Source organism: Pseudomonas sp. Emmai (assembly GCF_055179735.1).
In genome coordinates, this window is the sequence record NZ_CM143685.1 from 1079175 (window position 1) to 1094629 (window position 15455).

Annotated in this window: 11 protein-coding genes and 1 pseudogene; 3 read left to right on the forward strand and 9 right to left on the reverse strand. The window is 62.8% G+C overall.

The genetic code is table 11. The annotated features are described in order from the left end of the window. Positions 1 to 5: 5 nt before the first annotated feature. Genes ACY4LX_RS04725 through cpaB form a run of 4 tightly spaced genes read right to left on the reverse strand, consistent with a single transcriptional unit; the run spans position 6 to position 4701 of the window. On the reverse strand, positions 6 to 1286 hold the full coding sequence (locus tag ACY4LX_RS04725; protein ID WP_463259304.1) for a CpaF family protein: 1281 nt from the start codon (positions 1284 to 1286) through the stop codon (positions 6 to 8). Further along, positions 1283 to 2473 (reverse strand): pilus assembly protein, encoded by a 1191-nt coding sequence (locus ACY4LX_RS04730; protein ID WP_463259305.1) that lies wholly within the window; start codon positions 2471 to 2473, stop codon positions 1283 to 1285. Before ACY4LX_RS04730 ends, ACY4LX_RS04725 begins: the two co-directional genes overlap by 4 nt. Next, positions 2470 to 3732, reverse strand: coding sequence for a type II and III secretion system protein family protein (locus ACY4LX_RS04735; RefSeq protein ID WP_149660698.1), 1263 nt, complete (start codon positions 3730 to 3732; stop codon positions 2470 to 2472). The genes ACY4LX_RS04730 and ACY4LX_RS04735 overlap by 4 nt, the downstream gene beginning before the upstream one ends. 21 nt (positions 3733 to 3753) lie before the next feature. Continuing rightward, on the reverse strand, positions 3754 to 4701 hold the full coding sequence (gene cpaB, locus ACY4LX_RS04740) for a Flp pilus assembly protein CpaB (protein ID WP_463259306.1): 948 nt from the start codon (positions 4699 to 4701) through the stop codon (positions 3754 to 3756). A gap of 322 nt (positions 4702 to 5023) precedes the next feature. Between cpaB and ACY4LX_RS04745 the strand changes: the two genes are divergently transcribed. The 3 genes from ACY4LX_RS04745 to ACY4LX_RS04755 all read left to right on the forward strand — a co-directional run bounded on the left by ACY4LX_RS04745 (position 5024) and on the right by ACY4LX_RS04755 (position 8270). Continuing rightward, positions 5024 to 5221 carry a Flp family type IVb pilin gene (locus tag ACY4LX_RS04745; protein WP_149660700.1) on the forward strand — a complete coding sequence of 66 codons (198 nt, stop codon included), beginning with the start codon at positions 5024 to 5026 and terminating at the stop codon, positions 5219 to 5221. Between the two features lie 86 nt (positions 5222 to 5307). After that, the gene (locus ACY4LX_RS04750; protein ID WP_463259307.1) at positions 5308 to 5718 is read left to right on the forward strand and encodes a response regulator; all 411 of its coding nucleotides are present in this window, start codon (positions 5308 to 5310) and stop codon (positions 5716 to 5718) included. A gap of 167 nt (positions 5719 to 5885) precedes the next feature. Beyond that, complete coding sequence (locus ACY4LX_RS04755) at positions 5886 to 8270, forward strand: autotransporter family protein (protein WP_463259308.1); 2385 nt, start codon at positions 5886 to 5888, stop codon at positions 8268 to 8270. Between the two features lie 57 nt (positions 8271 to 8327). Here ACY4LX_RS04755 and ACY4LX_RS04760 read toward each other — a convergent pair whose 3' ends face one another. The 5 genes and pseudogenes from ACY4LX_RS04760 to ACY4LX_RS04780 form a co-directional block, all read right to left on the reverse strand. Next, entirely contained in the window at positions 8328 to 9995 is a 1668-nt protein-coding gene (locus ACY4LX_RS04760) for a ShlB/FhaC/HecB family hemolysin secretion/activation protein (RefSeq protein ID WP_463259309.1), read from the reverse strand. A gap of 167 nt (positions 9996 to 10162) precedes the next feature. Then, the gene (locus tag ACY4LX_RS04765; protein ID WP_463259310.1) at positions 10163 to 11734 is read right to left on the reverse strand and encodes a collagen-like triple helix repeat-containing protein; all 1572 of its coding nucleotides are present in this window, start codon (positions 11732 to 11734) and stop codon (positions 10163 to 10165) included. A 422-nt stretch (positions 11735 to 12156) separates the two neighbouring features. Beyond that, positions 12157 to 12249 (reverse strand): annotated as a pseudogene (locus ACY4LX_RS04770) (acyl dehydratase); the annotation flags it as partial. 790 nt (positions 12250 to 13039) lie between these two features. After that, positions 13040 to 13894 (reverse strand): MaoC family dehydratase, encoded by an 855-nt coding sequence (locus tag ACY4LX_RS04775; protein WP_149660706.1) that lies wholly within the window; start codon positions 13892 to 13894, stop codon positions 13040 to 13042. 2 nt (positions 13895 to 13896) lie between these two features. Next, positions 13897 to 15249, reverse strand: coding sequence for a 3-oxoacyl-ACP reductase (locus ACY4LX_RS04780; protein WP_463259311.1), 1353 nt, complete (start codon positions 15247 to 15249; stop codon positions 13897 to 13899). Between the last annotated feature and the right edge of the window lie 206 nt (positions 15250 to 15455).

Genomic DNA, 15455 nt, shown 5'->3' on the forward strand with positions numbered 1-15455 from the left:
GGCCCTCAGTTCGGAAAAGGAATGAGCGCCGATTCGCGGCGCAATTTGTCGCCGGCGGGGTGGACCGCCTCGCGCAGAAAACCGAAACCGGTACGCCGGTCTAGGCGGAACAATGTGTTGGTCACGTAGACGTCGTCGCGCACGCCGACCACCTCCACCACCTCACTGACACAGCGCCGACCATCGGGCAGGCGGGTCAACTGGATCACCACGTCCAGGGCCGCGCAGATCATATGGCGCAGGGTGCGTTCGGCGATGGTCCGGCCGGTCAGGCCCACCAGAGTCTCCAGGCGCAACAGGGCATCCTGGGCGTTGTTGGCGTGCACGGTGCTCATGGAGCCGTCGTGGCCGGTGTTCATCGCGGTGAGCACATCGAGCACTTCGACGCCGCGAATCTCGCCGAGGATGATCCGGTCGGGACGCATGCGCAGGGCGTTGCGGATCAAGTCGCTGGACTTCACTTCGCCGTGGCCTTCGGCATTTGGCGGACGGGTTTCCAGGCGAACCACATGGGGATGGCCCAACTGCAACTCCGCCACGTCTTCGATGGTGACCAAGCGTTCGTGGGGGTTGATCAACTGGCTGAGAATGTTCAGCAACGTGGTTTTGCCGGTGCCGGTGCCGCCGCTGATCAGGATGTTGCAGCGCTTGCCCACGGCGTCTTGAAAGAAATCGAAGATCGCCTGATCGATGGTTTGCATGGCCATCAGGTCGTTGCTCTTGAGCATGTCCTTGCGAAATTTGCGAATTGACAGGCATGGGCCATCGAGGGCAATCGGCGGAATGATCGCGTTGACCCGACTGCCGTCGGGCAGCCGCGCATCGACCATCGGCGACGACTCATCGAGCCGTCGCCCGAGCGGCGCGAGGATCCGTTGCATCACCCGTTCGACGTGGTGCGCATCGATAAAACGCAGGTCACTTTGATGCAGCACGCCGTCGCGTTCGATGAAGACCCGGTGCGGGCCGTTGACCAGAATCTCGGTCACGGCGGGGTCGCGCAGCAGCACTTCCAGCGGACCGAAACCGGTGAGTTCGTCGACGATTTCCTCGGCCAGGCGTTCCATCTCATAGCGGGAGATCGCCAGGTGCAGGCGGGCGATGTACTCGGCCACCTTGTCGATCACAAACTGCGACAGCACTGGCCGCGAGCCTTCCAGCAGGTTTTTTCCGGACTCCTCGATGGCGTCGATGATGTAGCGGTGCAACACCAGTTTCAGGCCTTCGTGGTCACTGTTGCCGGCCGGTCCGCTCTGGGGCGCGCCGAACAGTTTTTCGCCGCTCATGGTGTGCCCCTCAAGCGGTTGAACCAGCCGGCCTTGGGTTTGGCCAGGCCTTCGGAGCGTTTCGCCAGCCGTTCGCCGAGGGTGCGCAGGCTCTGGGTGAGGACTTCACGGGGGGCAAACTGGAACAGGGTGACGCCCTGGTTCTTGGCGTTGAGCCGCACTTCGGGGCTGTAGGCGAGGACCGCAATCACCTCAAGGCCGAAGCTCTTGCCCAGGGTCTCGGAATCCGGGGCGACGCTGCGCAAATAGCGGTCCACCAGCAGCCGTGCGTGGTCGAGTTTCATGCCTTTTTCGCGCCACAGATTCAGCACCGCCAGGTTGCGGCGGCAGTCGAGCACGTTCTGGTCGGTGTACCACAGCAACTTGTCGCAGTGGCTGACAAAGGTGCGCAGCGCTTCGCTGTCCGGCTGCCCGGTGAGGTTCACCACAATGTGCTGGAAGTGTTGGCGCAAGGCGCTGAGCAGCATGTACAACTCGGCGGCGCTGGTGTGTTCCAGCGGCTCGTCGCTGGCGGCGTAAGCGAGGATGCGCAGCCCGGCTTCGGCACTGGTGAAGGCGCTGTCGATCAGGGTCGCGTCGAGGCGCCGCAAATGCCGCAATGCATCGCCGAAGTGGAACGAACTTTCAAGGCCGAGCAAGGCCAGGCTGTCGCCGCGCGGCAGGCCCAGGTCCAGCAGCAGGGTTTGCTGGCCGCTCTTTTGCACCACTTGCGCCATGTGGTTGACCAGCAGCGCGCCGTCCCCGTTGCTTTGCACGCCATACAGCACCGTCAGGCCGCCCAGTTGCGTGTTGGGTGCCACTGGCGGCAGGCGTTTGCTCAAGCGTCGCACCAGCCCGGCGACCTCACTGGAGCGCGAGCCATAAGCAACGAAATCCCGCGCCCCGGCACGCATGGCGTTGAGCACCAATTGGTTGTCCATGCCGTCGCCCAACGCGACCACCGCCAGCATCGGTTTGGCTTCCAGGGCGCCTTCAATCAACGCGCTCTGGGCCACCACGTGTTCACGGTCCAGGCCCACGAACACCAGGCTGGCGAAGGTCACGTCGACCAGCGCCAGCAACTCGTCAAGACTGCCGCCACCGGCGCTGACCACTTGCCCCAGCGGCGCGAGCGCGCCTTGCAGCCACTCCAGGTCGGTGCTGTTGCGGGTGATGGCGAGGAAGGTCTGGTTCAGGTTCTGGCTCATTGCGATAACCCGCTGCGTTTATCGAAATTGCCGTTTTCCAGGAAGTACAGGCGATACCAGTTGGGGTCGTAGTTGCGCAGTTTTTCCCCGGGCAACGACGGCAATTGCGCGTTGGCCGCCAATGGCTGCACCAGGTGCGGGGTGACGATCATCAGCAGTTCGCGCTCTTCGCGCTTGATCGACGAGTTGCGGAAGAACGCACCGATCACCGGGATGTCGCCCAGGCCGGGAAATTTTTCGACCTGCGACGAGTTCTGGGTGCTGATCAAGCCGCTGATGACGAAGCTCTCGCCATCGGCCAGGGAAATGCTGGTGTCGGTGCGGCGAATGGTGAACGCCGGCACGGTGGTGCCGCCGATGGTCACGCCGTTGTTGTAGTCCAGTTCACTGACCTCCGGCGCCACTTTGAGGGCGATGCGATCCTGGCTGACCACGGTCGGCGTCAGGGTCAGGCGGATCCCGAATTCCTTGTACTCGATGGAGTAGCTGTTGCTGTTGGCGCTGGGCACCGGGATCGGGATTTCACCGCCGGCGAGAAAACTCGCGCTCTGTCCGCTGATCGCCACCAGGCTCGGCCGCGCCAGGGTGTAGGCAAAGCCGCTGCCTTCCATGGCGTTGATGATGGCGAGGAAATTACCGCCGCCGGCGACGATGTTGAACATGTCGTTGGCCAGGGGAATGCTCGGCACGGCGATGCGCGGATCGAGGTTGCGCAGCGGCAGCACTCGGGGGGTGACGGCGGTGTTGGGCACCGTGCCCGGCGAGCCGAACAGAAAGTTGGAGTTCTTGCCATAGATCGAGGTGCCGGCCTCTTTCAGTTTGGTGCGGCTGACTTCGACGAAGCGAATATCGGTCTGCACTTGCGACGGCAGCAGTGGGTCATCGGACGGCAACCGGGTAGCGCTGGTCATGGCCGCCGTGGCCTTGCCTTGCACGAACACCATGCTTTGGCGCGGTGCGCTGGCGCAGGCCGTCCAGACCATCAGGCTGGTGGCGCCGGGAGCCATGCCGGTGACCAGAAACGCTTGATTGCCGTTGACCCGAACATCGGCGATTTTCGGATCGCCCACCGCCACCCGGGTGATCGCCACCGGTGATTGCAGGGCCTGTTGCACCCCTTCACCGACTTCCAGCACCGCCGGCAACGGGCCGAGCGCGGCGCAATTGCCGACGGCCGCCAGGGTGGTTGTCAGTGGCAGGCCGCTGAGCACGGAGGCCCAGAGCAGGCCTTGGAACATGGACATGGAACGTCTGCGCATTTAGATGCGTCCTTGCTCGACTCAGGGGGTTTGTTGGGTGATTTCATTGCCGCGTATGACTTCCACGCTCGACGTGCGCGGTGCGGCGCGACTGGCGGTGGCGAGGGGTTTTGGCGCAGGCGTCATGGCCAGTTGGTTGAACTGGATCAAGTCGCGGTTGGCGCTGGTCAGGTTGGCGGGTGAAGCGCTTTCACCAGCCCAGTAATGGGCCAGGCGTTTCTCTTCGGCGCTGCGTACCGCCAGGCGCAAAACCCCGGCCTGGGCAGCGAGCATCAAGCGACTCAGCAACGGTTCGGGCACCGCGAGCAGCACCGATCGGGCGCTGGCGCGCAGTTGATCTTGCTTGAGTTTGTCGTCGTCGCTCAGGCCGGGCCTGGCGGGTTGACCGTCGTTGGTCAGGCCCAATTGTTCACCGACCCCGAGCACCCGCAGCGCCGGCACCACGACCTGGGCCGATTGCTGGGGGTTGTTCACGTCTGAGCGCAGAAACAGCAGCACGTCGACATAGTCGCCGGGGCTCAACTGGCCGCCGGCATTGATCACTTCATCCACGGCCACCGCGAGGGCGCGTTCGTCGGGGCGGATCATCCGGGCCAGTGCGCTGCCGGCTTCGAAACTCTCATCGTTGAGCCAGCTCCCGGCGCTCAGGGCGCGCCACGGCGCACGACCGATCGCCTGATCGAGTCGGCTCAGGCTGCCGGCCGGCGCGGTGCGCAGTTTTTCCAGGGCCACGTCGGCTGCTGTGATTTGCACAAACGGCGCGATATCGCGCAGCAACACCACCACCGGTTGGCGGGTGGGGTCTTCCTCGGGCGCTGTGGCCACGGCTGGTGCGGTGACCGTCACCACGTTGGGCTGCGCCACAGGCGCGGGTTCCGGCTGACGGCCCAGCACCAGGCCCCAATAACCGGCAATGACGGCACCTACTAGGAATAATCCGGCCAGGCCCAGGGTGACACGGCTGTTCATGACGGCTCTCCCTTTCCCCGCTGCTAATGACTCGCCATTCCTTCGAGACAATTTCGCAATCAGGCAGCTATGAACATGCAACTATTTCGCTATTTGACGGTAGCGCAGCTAAAGCAAAACGCCATTACCTCGCTTTAAATAGCGAACGAAAGTAGAGGGTTAAAGCGCCAAACGTGGTTTTTCAAGCGAAAGTGCACGACTTAATACTTAAGTGATAATTCGTTCTTACAGTTGTTGGTAAAGCCTTTGGCGACAATGCTGATGCTGGCATAGGGGAATTATGTTGTGACCCTGCAACACCGCAGTCATCAGGAGAAATGCCATGTCCTTCAAAGCAACGGCTCAGAAGATCAAGTCCGAACTTTCTTTCTACGTAAATCTGGCGAAGGACACCGAAGGGGCTTCGGGTATCGAGTACGCCATCATTGCCGGCATGGTGGCGGTGGCGCTGGCGGCCTTCGTCACACCGATCAAAACGGCGGTGACCACCATGTTCACCACCATTTCGGGTGCGCTCTGAATCCAGTCGATGCCAATGGACGGTCACTTGCCAATGCGCCAAAGGGCTTCTAACGTCAGCGCTTAGTCCACAGCGGGTGCCATCCTATGAACGCTCCTCAAGAACGCCAACAGTTGCTGCTGGTTGACGACGAAGAGGACGCGTTGCTGGAGTTGGCGGAGTTGCTGGAGGGCAAGGGCTTCAGTTGCTTTACGGCCACCTCGGTCAAGCTCGCCCTGCATCATCTGACCCGCCACCCTGATATCGCCCTGGTGATCACTGATCTGCGCATGCCGGAGGAGAGCGGCATGTCGCTGATCAAGCGTTTGCGCGAACACACCTCACGCCAGCACTTGCCGGTGATCGTGACGTCCGGGCATGCGGACATGGAGGATGTCAGCGACATGCTGCGCCTGCAGGTGCTCGACCTGTTTCGCAAGCCGATCTATCACGTGCGGTTGTTGGAGACGTTGAACAATTTGTTCCCGCTGCCCGCGACCCACCTGGTTAATCCTTGATCAGTTAAATTTGACGCCATCACTTTGACTTTTATGTAGTGTCGAAATGATGGCTCGTGTACATTTGCCGCCCCCGATCAGCACCCTGCTGAGGGGCCGGTAGGGATGCCTGATTAATTCGTCACCCTGCTGAAACTGCCATTTCAAGTTTCGGAAGGGACTCTCGATTGAATACCTCTTGCCTGCGCCGCTCGTTGCTGGCGTTGTCCGTGGCGGCTGCCGCGTTTCAGACCTCTGCCGTTGAAGCGGCGGACCTCAATTACGATTTGAGCAATGGCCCGTACTCTGGCACTGGGCAGACGTGGCGAGCCGCCACGTTCACCGGAAGTCTCAACGTCGTACCTGCGTTGCCTGGATCGGGTGATGCGGTGAACTTCCAGGCGCTGACCCTCCAGGAAAACCTGACCAACAAAGGCTCGATCGTCATTGATGGTCTGGCGTTTGCACGCGGCATCTCGATCAGCAATGGCAGTGGTGCGACGGTGATCGGCGGCTCCCTGATCAATGACGGCTCAATCAAGATCAATGGCCTTGCCACAAGCGGTGCGTCGATGGGTATCGACGCCAGCGGCATCACGCTGACGAATTCGTTGGTCAATAGCGGCGAAATTACGGTCAATGGCATGCGCCCGGTAGGGGTGCTGCTGTCCCACACCACGCTGACGGGGATCAACAACACCGGTTCGATCAGCGCCAATGGTGAAGGTGCGATGGCGGTGGATCTGGACCGCGCGACGCTGAGCAACACCGTCTATAACGAGGGCAGCATTCGCGCCACCGGCCTCGACGCCGAGGCGCTGGCATTTGAAGGTGTGGTGTTGGCGCCCGGCAACCGGTATGCGGCGTGGAACCGCGGCACGATCTCGGGTGAGGCCTACGGCATCCATGTCAGCCTGCCCGTCGCAGGCCAGGGTGCCTTCAATTTTTATCAGGACGGCGGCCTCATCGAGGGCGGCACGGCTGCGATCCAGGTTGACGGTGGCAACAGCTATTTCTACTGGAATGGCGGCAACGTCAAAGGCGATCTGCTGGGCCTTTCGGGGGTGCTCATCGACGGCGACGTGAACTTCGATGGCTCAACCATCCGCTCGGGGTACGTCACGGTCGAGAGCGGCAAGCTGACGCTGATGCAACCGCACACCACGATCATCGGCGACTTCGACATGGAGGGGTCCGACTCGGTGCTGGAAATGTACCTGGGCAACGACACCAACCCCGCGTTGCCGGTGTTGAAGGTCACTGGCGACACGGATATTGCACCGGGTGGGCAACTGAAGTTGCTGGCGCGCTCCAGCGACTTCCGCATCAATGCGAGCGGCACTCGCTACACCTTGATCAGTTCCGGCTCATTGACCGGCGGTGAGAACCTGAGCGTGACTTCGTCGTCGGCCTTGCTGGATGTCAAAAGCTTTGGCGTGGAAGGCAATGACATCAAGGCCCTGGTGACGACCAAATCCGAAGCCGTGGTTGCACAAAATATCCTCAGCGCCGGCGGTACGCGCAACGCGGTTGGGGCCATTGGGCGTTTCTCGACGGCCGTCATGCCGTTGCTCGACGAACAGGACCCGGTGTTCCAGGCCTTCGCCAACGCGGGCACGGACGCCGAACTGGCGCAACTGTCGGAAAAGCTCAGCCCGGACGTCAGCCGTGGCGTGTTGCATGCGACCACCAACAGCCAGACGCTGATGACCAATGCCATCAACGACCGCTCCAGCCGCGCCCGTACCGGCACCGGTTCGACGGACAAAGGCGTGTGGTTGCAAGCGCTGAGCAGCAATGCCAATCAGGACGAGCGCCATGGCGTGGCGGGTTATGACGCCGACAGCCACGGGATTGCGGTCGGTGCTGACGGTCAGTTGAATGCCGACACCGTTGTCGGCCTGGCCTACAGCTACCTCAAGAGCGATGTGAAATCCGATCTGGGCAGCAAGACCGATGTCACCGGACATGCGTTGACCCTGTATGGCAACTGGACCCATGACAACTGGTTCGTTGATTCGTCGTTGATGTATGGCTGGAACGATAACGAGTCCAAGCGCTACATCGCCGGCACTCGGGCCAAGGGCGATTACGACAGCGATATCTTGGGTGTCAGCGCATTGGCCGGTTACAGCTTGCGCTTGCAGCCGAACCTGGTGCTCGAACCGCAGGTGGGTGCGCGTTACGCCAACGTCGGCATGGATGCGTACCGCGAGAAGGGCAGTTCGGCGTCGCTGAACGTCGGCAGCCAGCGCTATGAAGTGGGCGAAATGGGCGTGGGCGCACGCCTGGCCGCAGCGTTCGATGTCGGCACCGGCAGCTTTGAACCTGAAGCCAAGGTCATGGCGTGGCACGACTTTATCGGTGACAAGACCGCGACCACGTCGGCCTTTGCACTGGGCGGCGATTCGTTCACTACGCGCGGTACGACGCCGGTGCGCGACAGCTATGAACTGGGCCTGGGCGCCAACTATGTGATGGGCGCCTGGAGTGTCGGTGGGTCTTACAACTACGTGACCAGCACCGATTTCAATGCCGATTCCTTTACGGCGAAGGTGCGTTACGCGTTCTGATTTCAGACCGCGTTTTTGTTCATCGCGAGCAAGCGTGTTGCCTGCTCGCGATGGCCTCTACAACTGATAACTGAAACTCACGCTATAGCGCGGTCGCCGGTTGAACGTGTCCAGCGCTTCATCCGACATCGGCTTGGCCGCTTCCAGCGCGATGTTGTAGTACTTCGCATCCCCAAACCGCAGGCCCACCGCCGCCGAGGACAAGTTGTTGCCCTGCACCGGCAACTGGTTGAACCAGGTTTTCGAGCGGTCCAGCACCACATAGGGTTGCAGCACCCGCAGCCAGTTTCCGTCGCGGTTGAAGCTGTAGTTCACTTCGTAAGCCACCCCCCAACCCTTGTCACCGGACGCCTGGTCGTCGGGGTAGCCACGGCCGAAATTCTGTCCGCCGAACACCGCGCGTTCACTGTCGGGCAGGGTGTCGTCGCTCCAGTACAGTGCAGCCGAGAGCACGCCTTGCCAGTTGTCGAAGAACTTGTCGCTCTGCACTCCCGATACGCGCAGGCGCAGGAAATTGAGGTCGACATCAGCACTGGTTTTCGCCCCCATGCCATCGATGCCCTGGTACGCCCCGCCACTGAGAATCCGCAGTTGCCGGGCGTCGGCCTGGCGCCAGTCGCTTTCGAAAGCGAGGGCGCGGATGTCGGTGCGCACTTCGACGCTGCGCGGGTCATCGACCACGTCGTAGCGGGTTTTGTCGTTGACCGCATACAGCCGCGCACCGGCGCTGAGTTGTTCATTGGGCGAGGCGATCAGCGGGTGGCTGAAGCCGATGGAGTAGCGATCGTTTTCCCGGTGCGGCTTGAGCTGCAGGCCATTGTCGAGCAGCACATTGGTGCCCGGATCAGCGCGGTAGCGCGAGGCCGACAGGCTCAGTTGCGTGCCTTCGGCGTTGAGGAATTGGTTGTAGTCCAGACGGTAGTAATGCTCTTTGTCGTCCCCCGGCGGGAACAGTCCGCTGAGGCTCACTTGTTCGCCCATCGCCGTCTGGGAATTGCTGCTGATTCCGAGCAAGGCCTGGGTGCCATTGCGACTGTTTTCGGTGGCGCTCAAGCTGCTGGTGAACGGTTTGCGACTGGCTTGCACCGCCAGGTATGCCGCGCCGTCGGTGGTGCCCGGTGGCGGCACTTGCGCCTGCAAGGTCACGCCGGGGATGCGGCTCATCAACGTGGTGTAGCGCTCGAAGGTCTTGCGGGTCAGCGGTCGTTCGGCCTGGAGCTTGGCCACCAGTTTGTCCAGCAGGCTTTTCACCCGCCCGAGGTCGCCCTGCACCTGGTAGTCCTTGATGTAACCCTCCACCAGCACCACCCGTGCCACGCCCTGGCTGAAATCCTGTTGCGGCAGGAAGGCGTAGGACAGCAAGTAACCGTCCTGTTGGTAACGGCGGGTGATATTGCGGGTGGCTTCGATCAACTCGGCGAGGCTGGTTTCGTGGCCGAGCAATGGTTGATACAGCGCCGCCAATTCGTTGAGCGGGTAAATCGTCCCGCCTTCGATCTGCACATTTTTGATCGTCACTTTTGTGCCCATCATCAACGGTTGGGCGGCGGTGGCGCCGGGTTCAGGCACTTGCAACGGTGCCGCTGTCGGGCGGTAGGCGTCGGCGGGCAGGTTTGGCACGGGGAGGTTGCGGATCGTTTCGTTACTGTTGAGAAAGCTCGGAAGGGTGTCGGCGAAAGCGAAAGAACTGACGGTCAGGCACAGCAGGGAAGCCATAACGCGCATAGGACACTCCATGGTCATATCGCGACATCCCGGGGCTCGTCAGCTGACTGAACCAGAACCGCAGGCTGTCTTGCTCCAAAAGAAAAAGCGGAAGACTCATCTGAATCTTCCGCCTCCAACCAAGCGTAGGCGCTGCAGGTAAGGCCGTCGAATCGGCCAGGTGCAATTCAGCGTTTGTTACCGCTCAGGCCACCCAACAGGCCGCCGAGACCACCGGTTGTGCCGGTGCTGCCGGTGCCGCTAGCGACCAGCCCACCGACCGCGCCAACGGTAGCACCGACGGTGGTGACGGTGTTGCCGACAGCGGCTACTACCGGGTTGGGCGCGGCAGCGGTAATGCTGCTACCGACGCCGCCGACCGCTCCACCGACCTGGCTGAGCAGACCAGTGACCGGGGCGCCGAGACCGGTGGTGCCACCCACTTGTTGAGTGAGGCTGGTGACGCTGCTGGTGACAGGATTCAATGCAGTACCGATCACGCCTGCGACGCTGGCCAGCGGTGCGGTTGGGCCGAGGTTGGGAGCACTCGAGCCGCCGAGTGCGCCGCCAATCGATGCCACCGTGCCGCCTATGGCGCCCAGGTTCACACCGCCGGCACTGACCACTGAGCTGGTACTGCCGGCGTTCAAACCACCGCCGACATTCGCCACGGCACCGCCGACTGTTTGCAGCAACCCGGTGCTGCCCAAGCCACCCAGACCGCCGCCCGTCCCTGCACCGGAACTCGCCACCAGGCCGCCCGCCGAACCCACGGTGGTGCCCAGGTTAGTCAGCGCGCCGCCCGCGGTGTTAGTCACCGCATTGCCATTGCCTGCCGCCGTCACTTTGCTGCCCAGACTGCCCACGGTGCTGCCGACCTTGTCGACCAGGCCATCGATTGGGTTGCCCAGGCCAGTGGCGCTGCCGACTTTGCCGGTCAGGCCTTCAGCCAGCGTGACCACCGGCACCAGCACCTTATTGCCCACGCCGTTGGTGACGGACCCCAGCGGCCCGGTGCTGGTGGCGATGTTCAAGGTATCGCCGAGCATGGTGACTTTTTCACCGACATCGCCGAGCACCGGGGTGACTTTGCTGACGACGCCGCCGACCAGGGGAATGCTGCTGGTGGCCGTGTTCAGTTTGCTGCTCAAATCCGTCACGCCGTTACCGGCATCGGACACCACGTCGCCGACGACTGCCGTGGTTTTACTGAGGGCTTGCGGGTCGCTGCCCAATTTGCCCAAGCCATTGGCGAGATCGTCACCGACGGTGCTGACCACATTGCCGGTGGTGTTGACCGCGCTTTGCACCACGCCGCCAACCACCGGAACCGTGCTCAGGGAATCGCCGATCTGCCCGACGCCATCGCCCACGCCGCTGACGGTTTTGCCGACGTCCTGGACCAGCGTGCTGGTCACCAGTGGTGCAGGCCCGCCGGGATTGGTCGGGTTGGTGGGATCAGTCGGGTCTGTCGGATTGGTTGGATTGGTTGGATTGGTTGGATTGGTTGGGTCGGTGGTGCCTCCCGTGCCGCCAGTGCCTCCGGTCCCGGCCGTTCCATCCGTCCCGCTCGCACCACCGGTGCCGCCACCCGTACCGCTGGTGCCGCCGCTACCCGTTCCCGCCGCACCCGCCGCGCCATCGGACGAGCCGCCGGACGTGCTGTGATGACCGCCACCGCCGCTGCTGCAACCGGCCAGGCCGAGGGAGAGGACCAACGCCAAAGCTGTTGCCGACTTGCACCACACTTGAGTTTTCATGAGAGTCATTCCTTGCACCTGTTACAACGTTCGTTGTCTTCGATGGCTTGCCGATCTGTCGCCGGCAATGCCTTCGTCCGTTGTGCACATCACAATCCAGGGCGTGCTTTGAGGCCATTCTCAAGTTGGTATTAACGCCTTTATACAAGGCGCAGGAATGCTGCCTAAGGGTTAATACCTTGGGTGTGGGTCGAGAGGGGAATTCGTTTTAAATCAATGAGGATGGTTTGGACGCAGGCGAGTAATGGCGGGGGAGAGCACTTAAGTTATATACACAATTGACCATGGTCCCCCGACACCTGATCGTTCCCACGCTCTGCGTGGGAAGGCCTCAACGGACGCTCTGCGTTCGGCTCTGAAGGGACGCGGAGCGTCCCGGGCTGCATTCCCACGCAGAGCGTGGGAACGATCATCAACGATCATCAGGCCACCGGCCGCCAATGCCCGGTCATGTGTTCCAACTCCCCGGCACCGACCAACTGCAAATCGCCACTCGGCGCCGCCGCACGGGCCAGCCACTGACCTGATCGTTCCCACGCTCTGCGTGGGAATGCCTCAACGGACGCTCCGCGTTCGGCTCTGAAGGGACGCGGAGCGTCCCGGGCTGCATTCCCACGCAGAGCGTGGGAACGATCATCATCAGGTTCAGGCCACCGGCCGCCAATGCCCGGCCGTGTGTTCCAACTCCCCGGCACCGACCAACTGCAAATCGCCACTCGGCGCCGCCGCACGGGCCAGCCACTGACCTGATCGTTCCCACGCTCTGCGTGGGAATGCCTCAACGGACGCTCTGCGTTCGGCTCTGGAGGGACGCGGAGCGTCCCGGGCTGCATGCCCACGCAGAGCGTGGGAACGATCATCATCAGGTTCAGGCCACCGGCCGCCAATGCCCGGCCGTGTGTTCCAACTCCCCGGCACCGACCAACTGCAAATCGCCACTCGGCGCCGCCGCACGGGCCAGCCACTGACCTGATCGTTCCCACGCTCTGCGTGGGAATGCCTCAACGGACGCTCTGCGTTCGGCTCTGGAGGGACGCGGAGCGTCCCGGGCTGCATGCCCACGCAGAGCGTGGGAACGATCATCATCAGGTTCAGGCCACCGGCCGCCAATGCCCGGCCGTGTGTTCCAACTCCCCGGCACCGACCAACTGCAAATCGCCACTCGGCGCCGCCGCACGGGCCAGCCACTGACCTGATCGTTCCCACGCTCTGCGTGGGAATGCCTCAACGGACGCTCCGCGTTCGGCTCTGGAGGGACGCGGAGCGTCCCGGGCTGCATTCCCACGCAGAGCGTGGGAACGATCATCAGGCCACCGGCCGCCAATGCCCGACCATATGCTCCAATTCCCCGGCGCCGACCAACTGCAAATCGCCACTGGACGCCGCCGCGCTGGCCAGCAACGTCACCTCGCTGGGCAGGCGCACCGGTTTGCGAAACTGCACGGCGATCTCAATGTTCGCCGTCGGCAGATGATCGGCCAGCGCTGCCAGGGTCCGCGCCTTGTTCCACAGGCCGTGGGCAATCGCCGTAGGAAAACCGAACAGCTTGGCGCTGGCCGCACTCAGGTGAATCGGGTTGTAGTCCCCGGACACCTTGGCGTATTGCCGGCCAATGTCCGCCGGGGCTTTCCAGCGCGCCACTTCCGTCAGCGCCAGCGTCGTCGCCAACTCATCCTCCACCGGCTCGCCCTCGAGCTTGACCCCGCGACACAGCATCTGGCTTTCGGCCTCCCACAGCGTGCCGAGTTGATCGTCCAGCGTCGTCACCAGATCGAACGTCGCACCCTTGGCATGGGGTTGCAGGTTTTGCACTTGCACACTGACCCGCACACGGCCCACCCCGCCCATGGGCCGCAGCACGCGAATGCGGTTGCTCAGGTGAATCAGCCCCAACAGCGGAAAGGGAAATTCCCTGGCGGTGAGCAATTGCATCTGCAAGGCAAAGGCGAGGATGTGGGGATAGGTCGGTGGCAGCAGGCCGTTGTCCGCAAAACCACAGACCTTGCGGTACGCCGCCAGGCGTTTTGGATCGACGTCGAGCCAGCAGCGCAAACCGCTATCGGGCAGGGTGGTGCCGGTGATTTTTCGGCGCGTGGCCGCCCGCACATACAACCCGGGCAGGCTTGGTTCACGGTTGAGGGTGTGCCAGTCGATGATCATCGCTACGCTCCCAGAACACTTTGCCCACACACCCGCAACGCCTGCCCGGTAAACGCGCCGGTGCCCGGTTGCGCGAGCCAGGCCACCGCCTCGGCGACGTCTTGCGGCAAACCGCCCTGGCCCAGCGAACTCATGCGTCGGCCCGCTTCACGCAGGGCAAACGGAATGTGTGCGGTCATCTGGGTTTCGATAAACCCCGGCGCCACGGCGTTGATGCTGATCCCACGCTCATGCAACAGCGGCGCCCAGGCTTGGGCCAGGCCGATCAGCCCGGCCTTGCTCGCGGCGTAATTGGTTTGCCCGCGATTGCCGGCGATGCCGCTGATCGAGGCCAGCAAAATCACCCGGCCGTTGTCGCGCAGGGTGCCGGCGTCGAGCAGGGCCTTGGTCAACACTTGCGGCGCATTGAGGTTGACCGCCAGCACCGCGTCCCAGAATTCCGGGGTCATGTTGGCCAGGGTTTTGTCGCGGGTGATGCCGGCGTTATGCACCACGATGTCGACGCCGTCGGGCAAGTGTTCGATCAACTGCGCGGCGGCATCGTCGGCGCAAATATCCAGGGTGATGCTGCGCCCGCCAAGGCGTGCGGCGAGGGCTTCGAGATCGGCCTTGGCCGGTGGCACGTCGAGCAGGATCACCTCGGCGCCGTCCCGGGCCAGGGTTTCGGCAATCGAGGCGCCGATGCCGCGAGCGGCACCCGTCACCAGCGCCTTGCGCCCGGACAGTGGCCGCGTCCAGTCTTCGACCGGCGTGTCGCAGGCGTTCAAGCGAATCACTTGCCCGGAGACAAATGCGCTTTTCGGCGAGAGGAAAAACCGCAGTGGCCCTTCCAGTTGATTCTCGGCGCCTTCTCCGACGTAGATCAGCTGCAAGGTGCCACCGCTGCGCAATTCTTTGGCGAGGGAACGGCTGAACCCTTCCAGGGCCCGCTGGACGCTGGAGGCGATCGGGTCGCTCAAGGACTCCGGCGCCCGGCCCAGAATCACCAGGTGTGCACTGTGATCGAGGTTTTTCATCAGCGGCTGAAAGAACTCGCGCAGCTGTTTGAGCTGATCGGTTTGCACCAGGTGACTGGCATCGAACACCACGGCTTTGAGTTTCGGGCCGTGGCCAGGAATCCACGCGGTGGCCAGGGACGGCTCGGTGCCGTAGCTGTAGATTGCGTCGGTCAGGCGGTTGGCGAAGGCGCTGACTTTTTCTGTCAACGGTCCGCCACCCATCAGCAATGCGCCCTCGACCGGCCGCAGGCGCCCGGCCTGCCAGCGTTCCAGACGCACCGGCGACGGCAGGCCCATGGCCCCGACCAGACGATGGCCGATGGACGAATTGGCGAAGTCGATATAACGGTCTGACATGGAACGCTCTCCGGCAGCTGGGGTTCAAAGTGTGGACCATGAATGGCGATCAGTCGTTCGATCCACGAGATAAGGCCTACGCTAGAACACAGGTGATTGATGTGTAGCAGGACTTTCGGGGAAATGCAGAACCTGTGGCGAGGGAGCTTGTGTGGCGAGGGTGGCTTGCCCCCGTTCGGCTGCGAAGCAGTCGGAAAACCATCCCC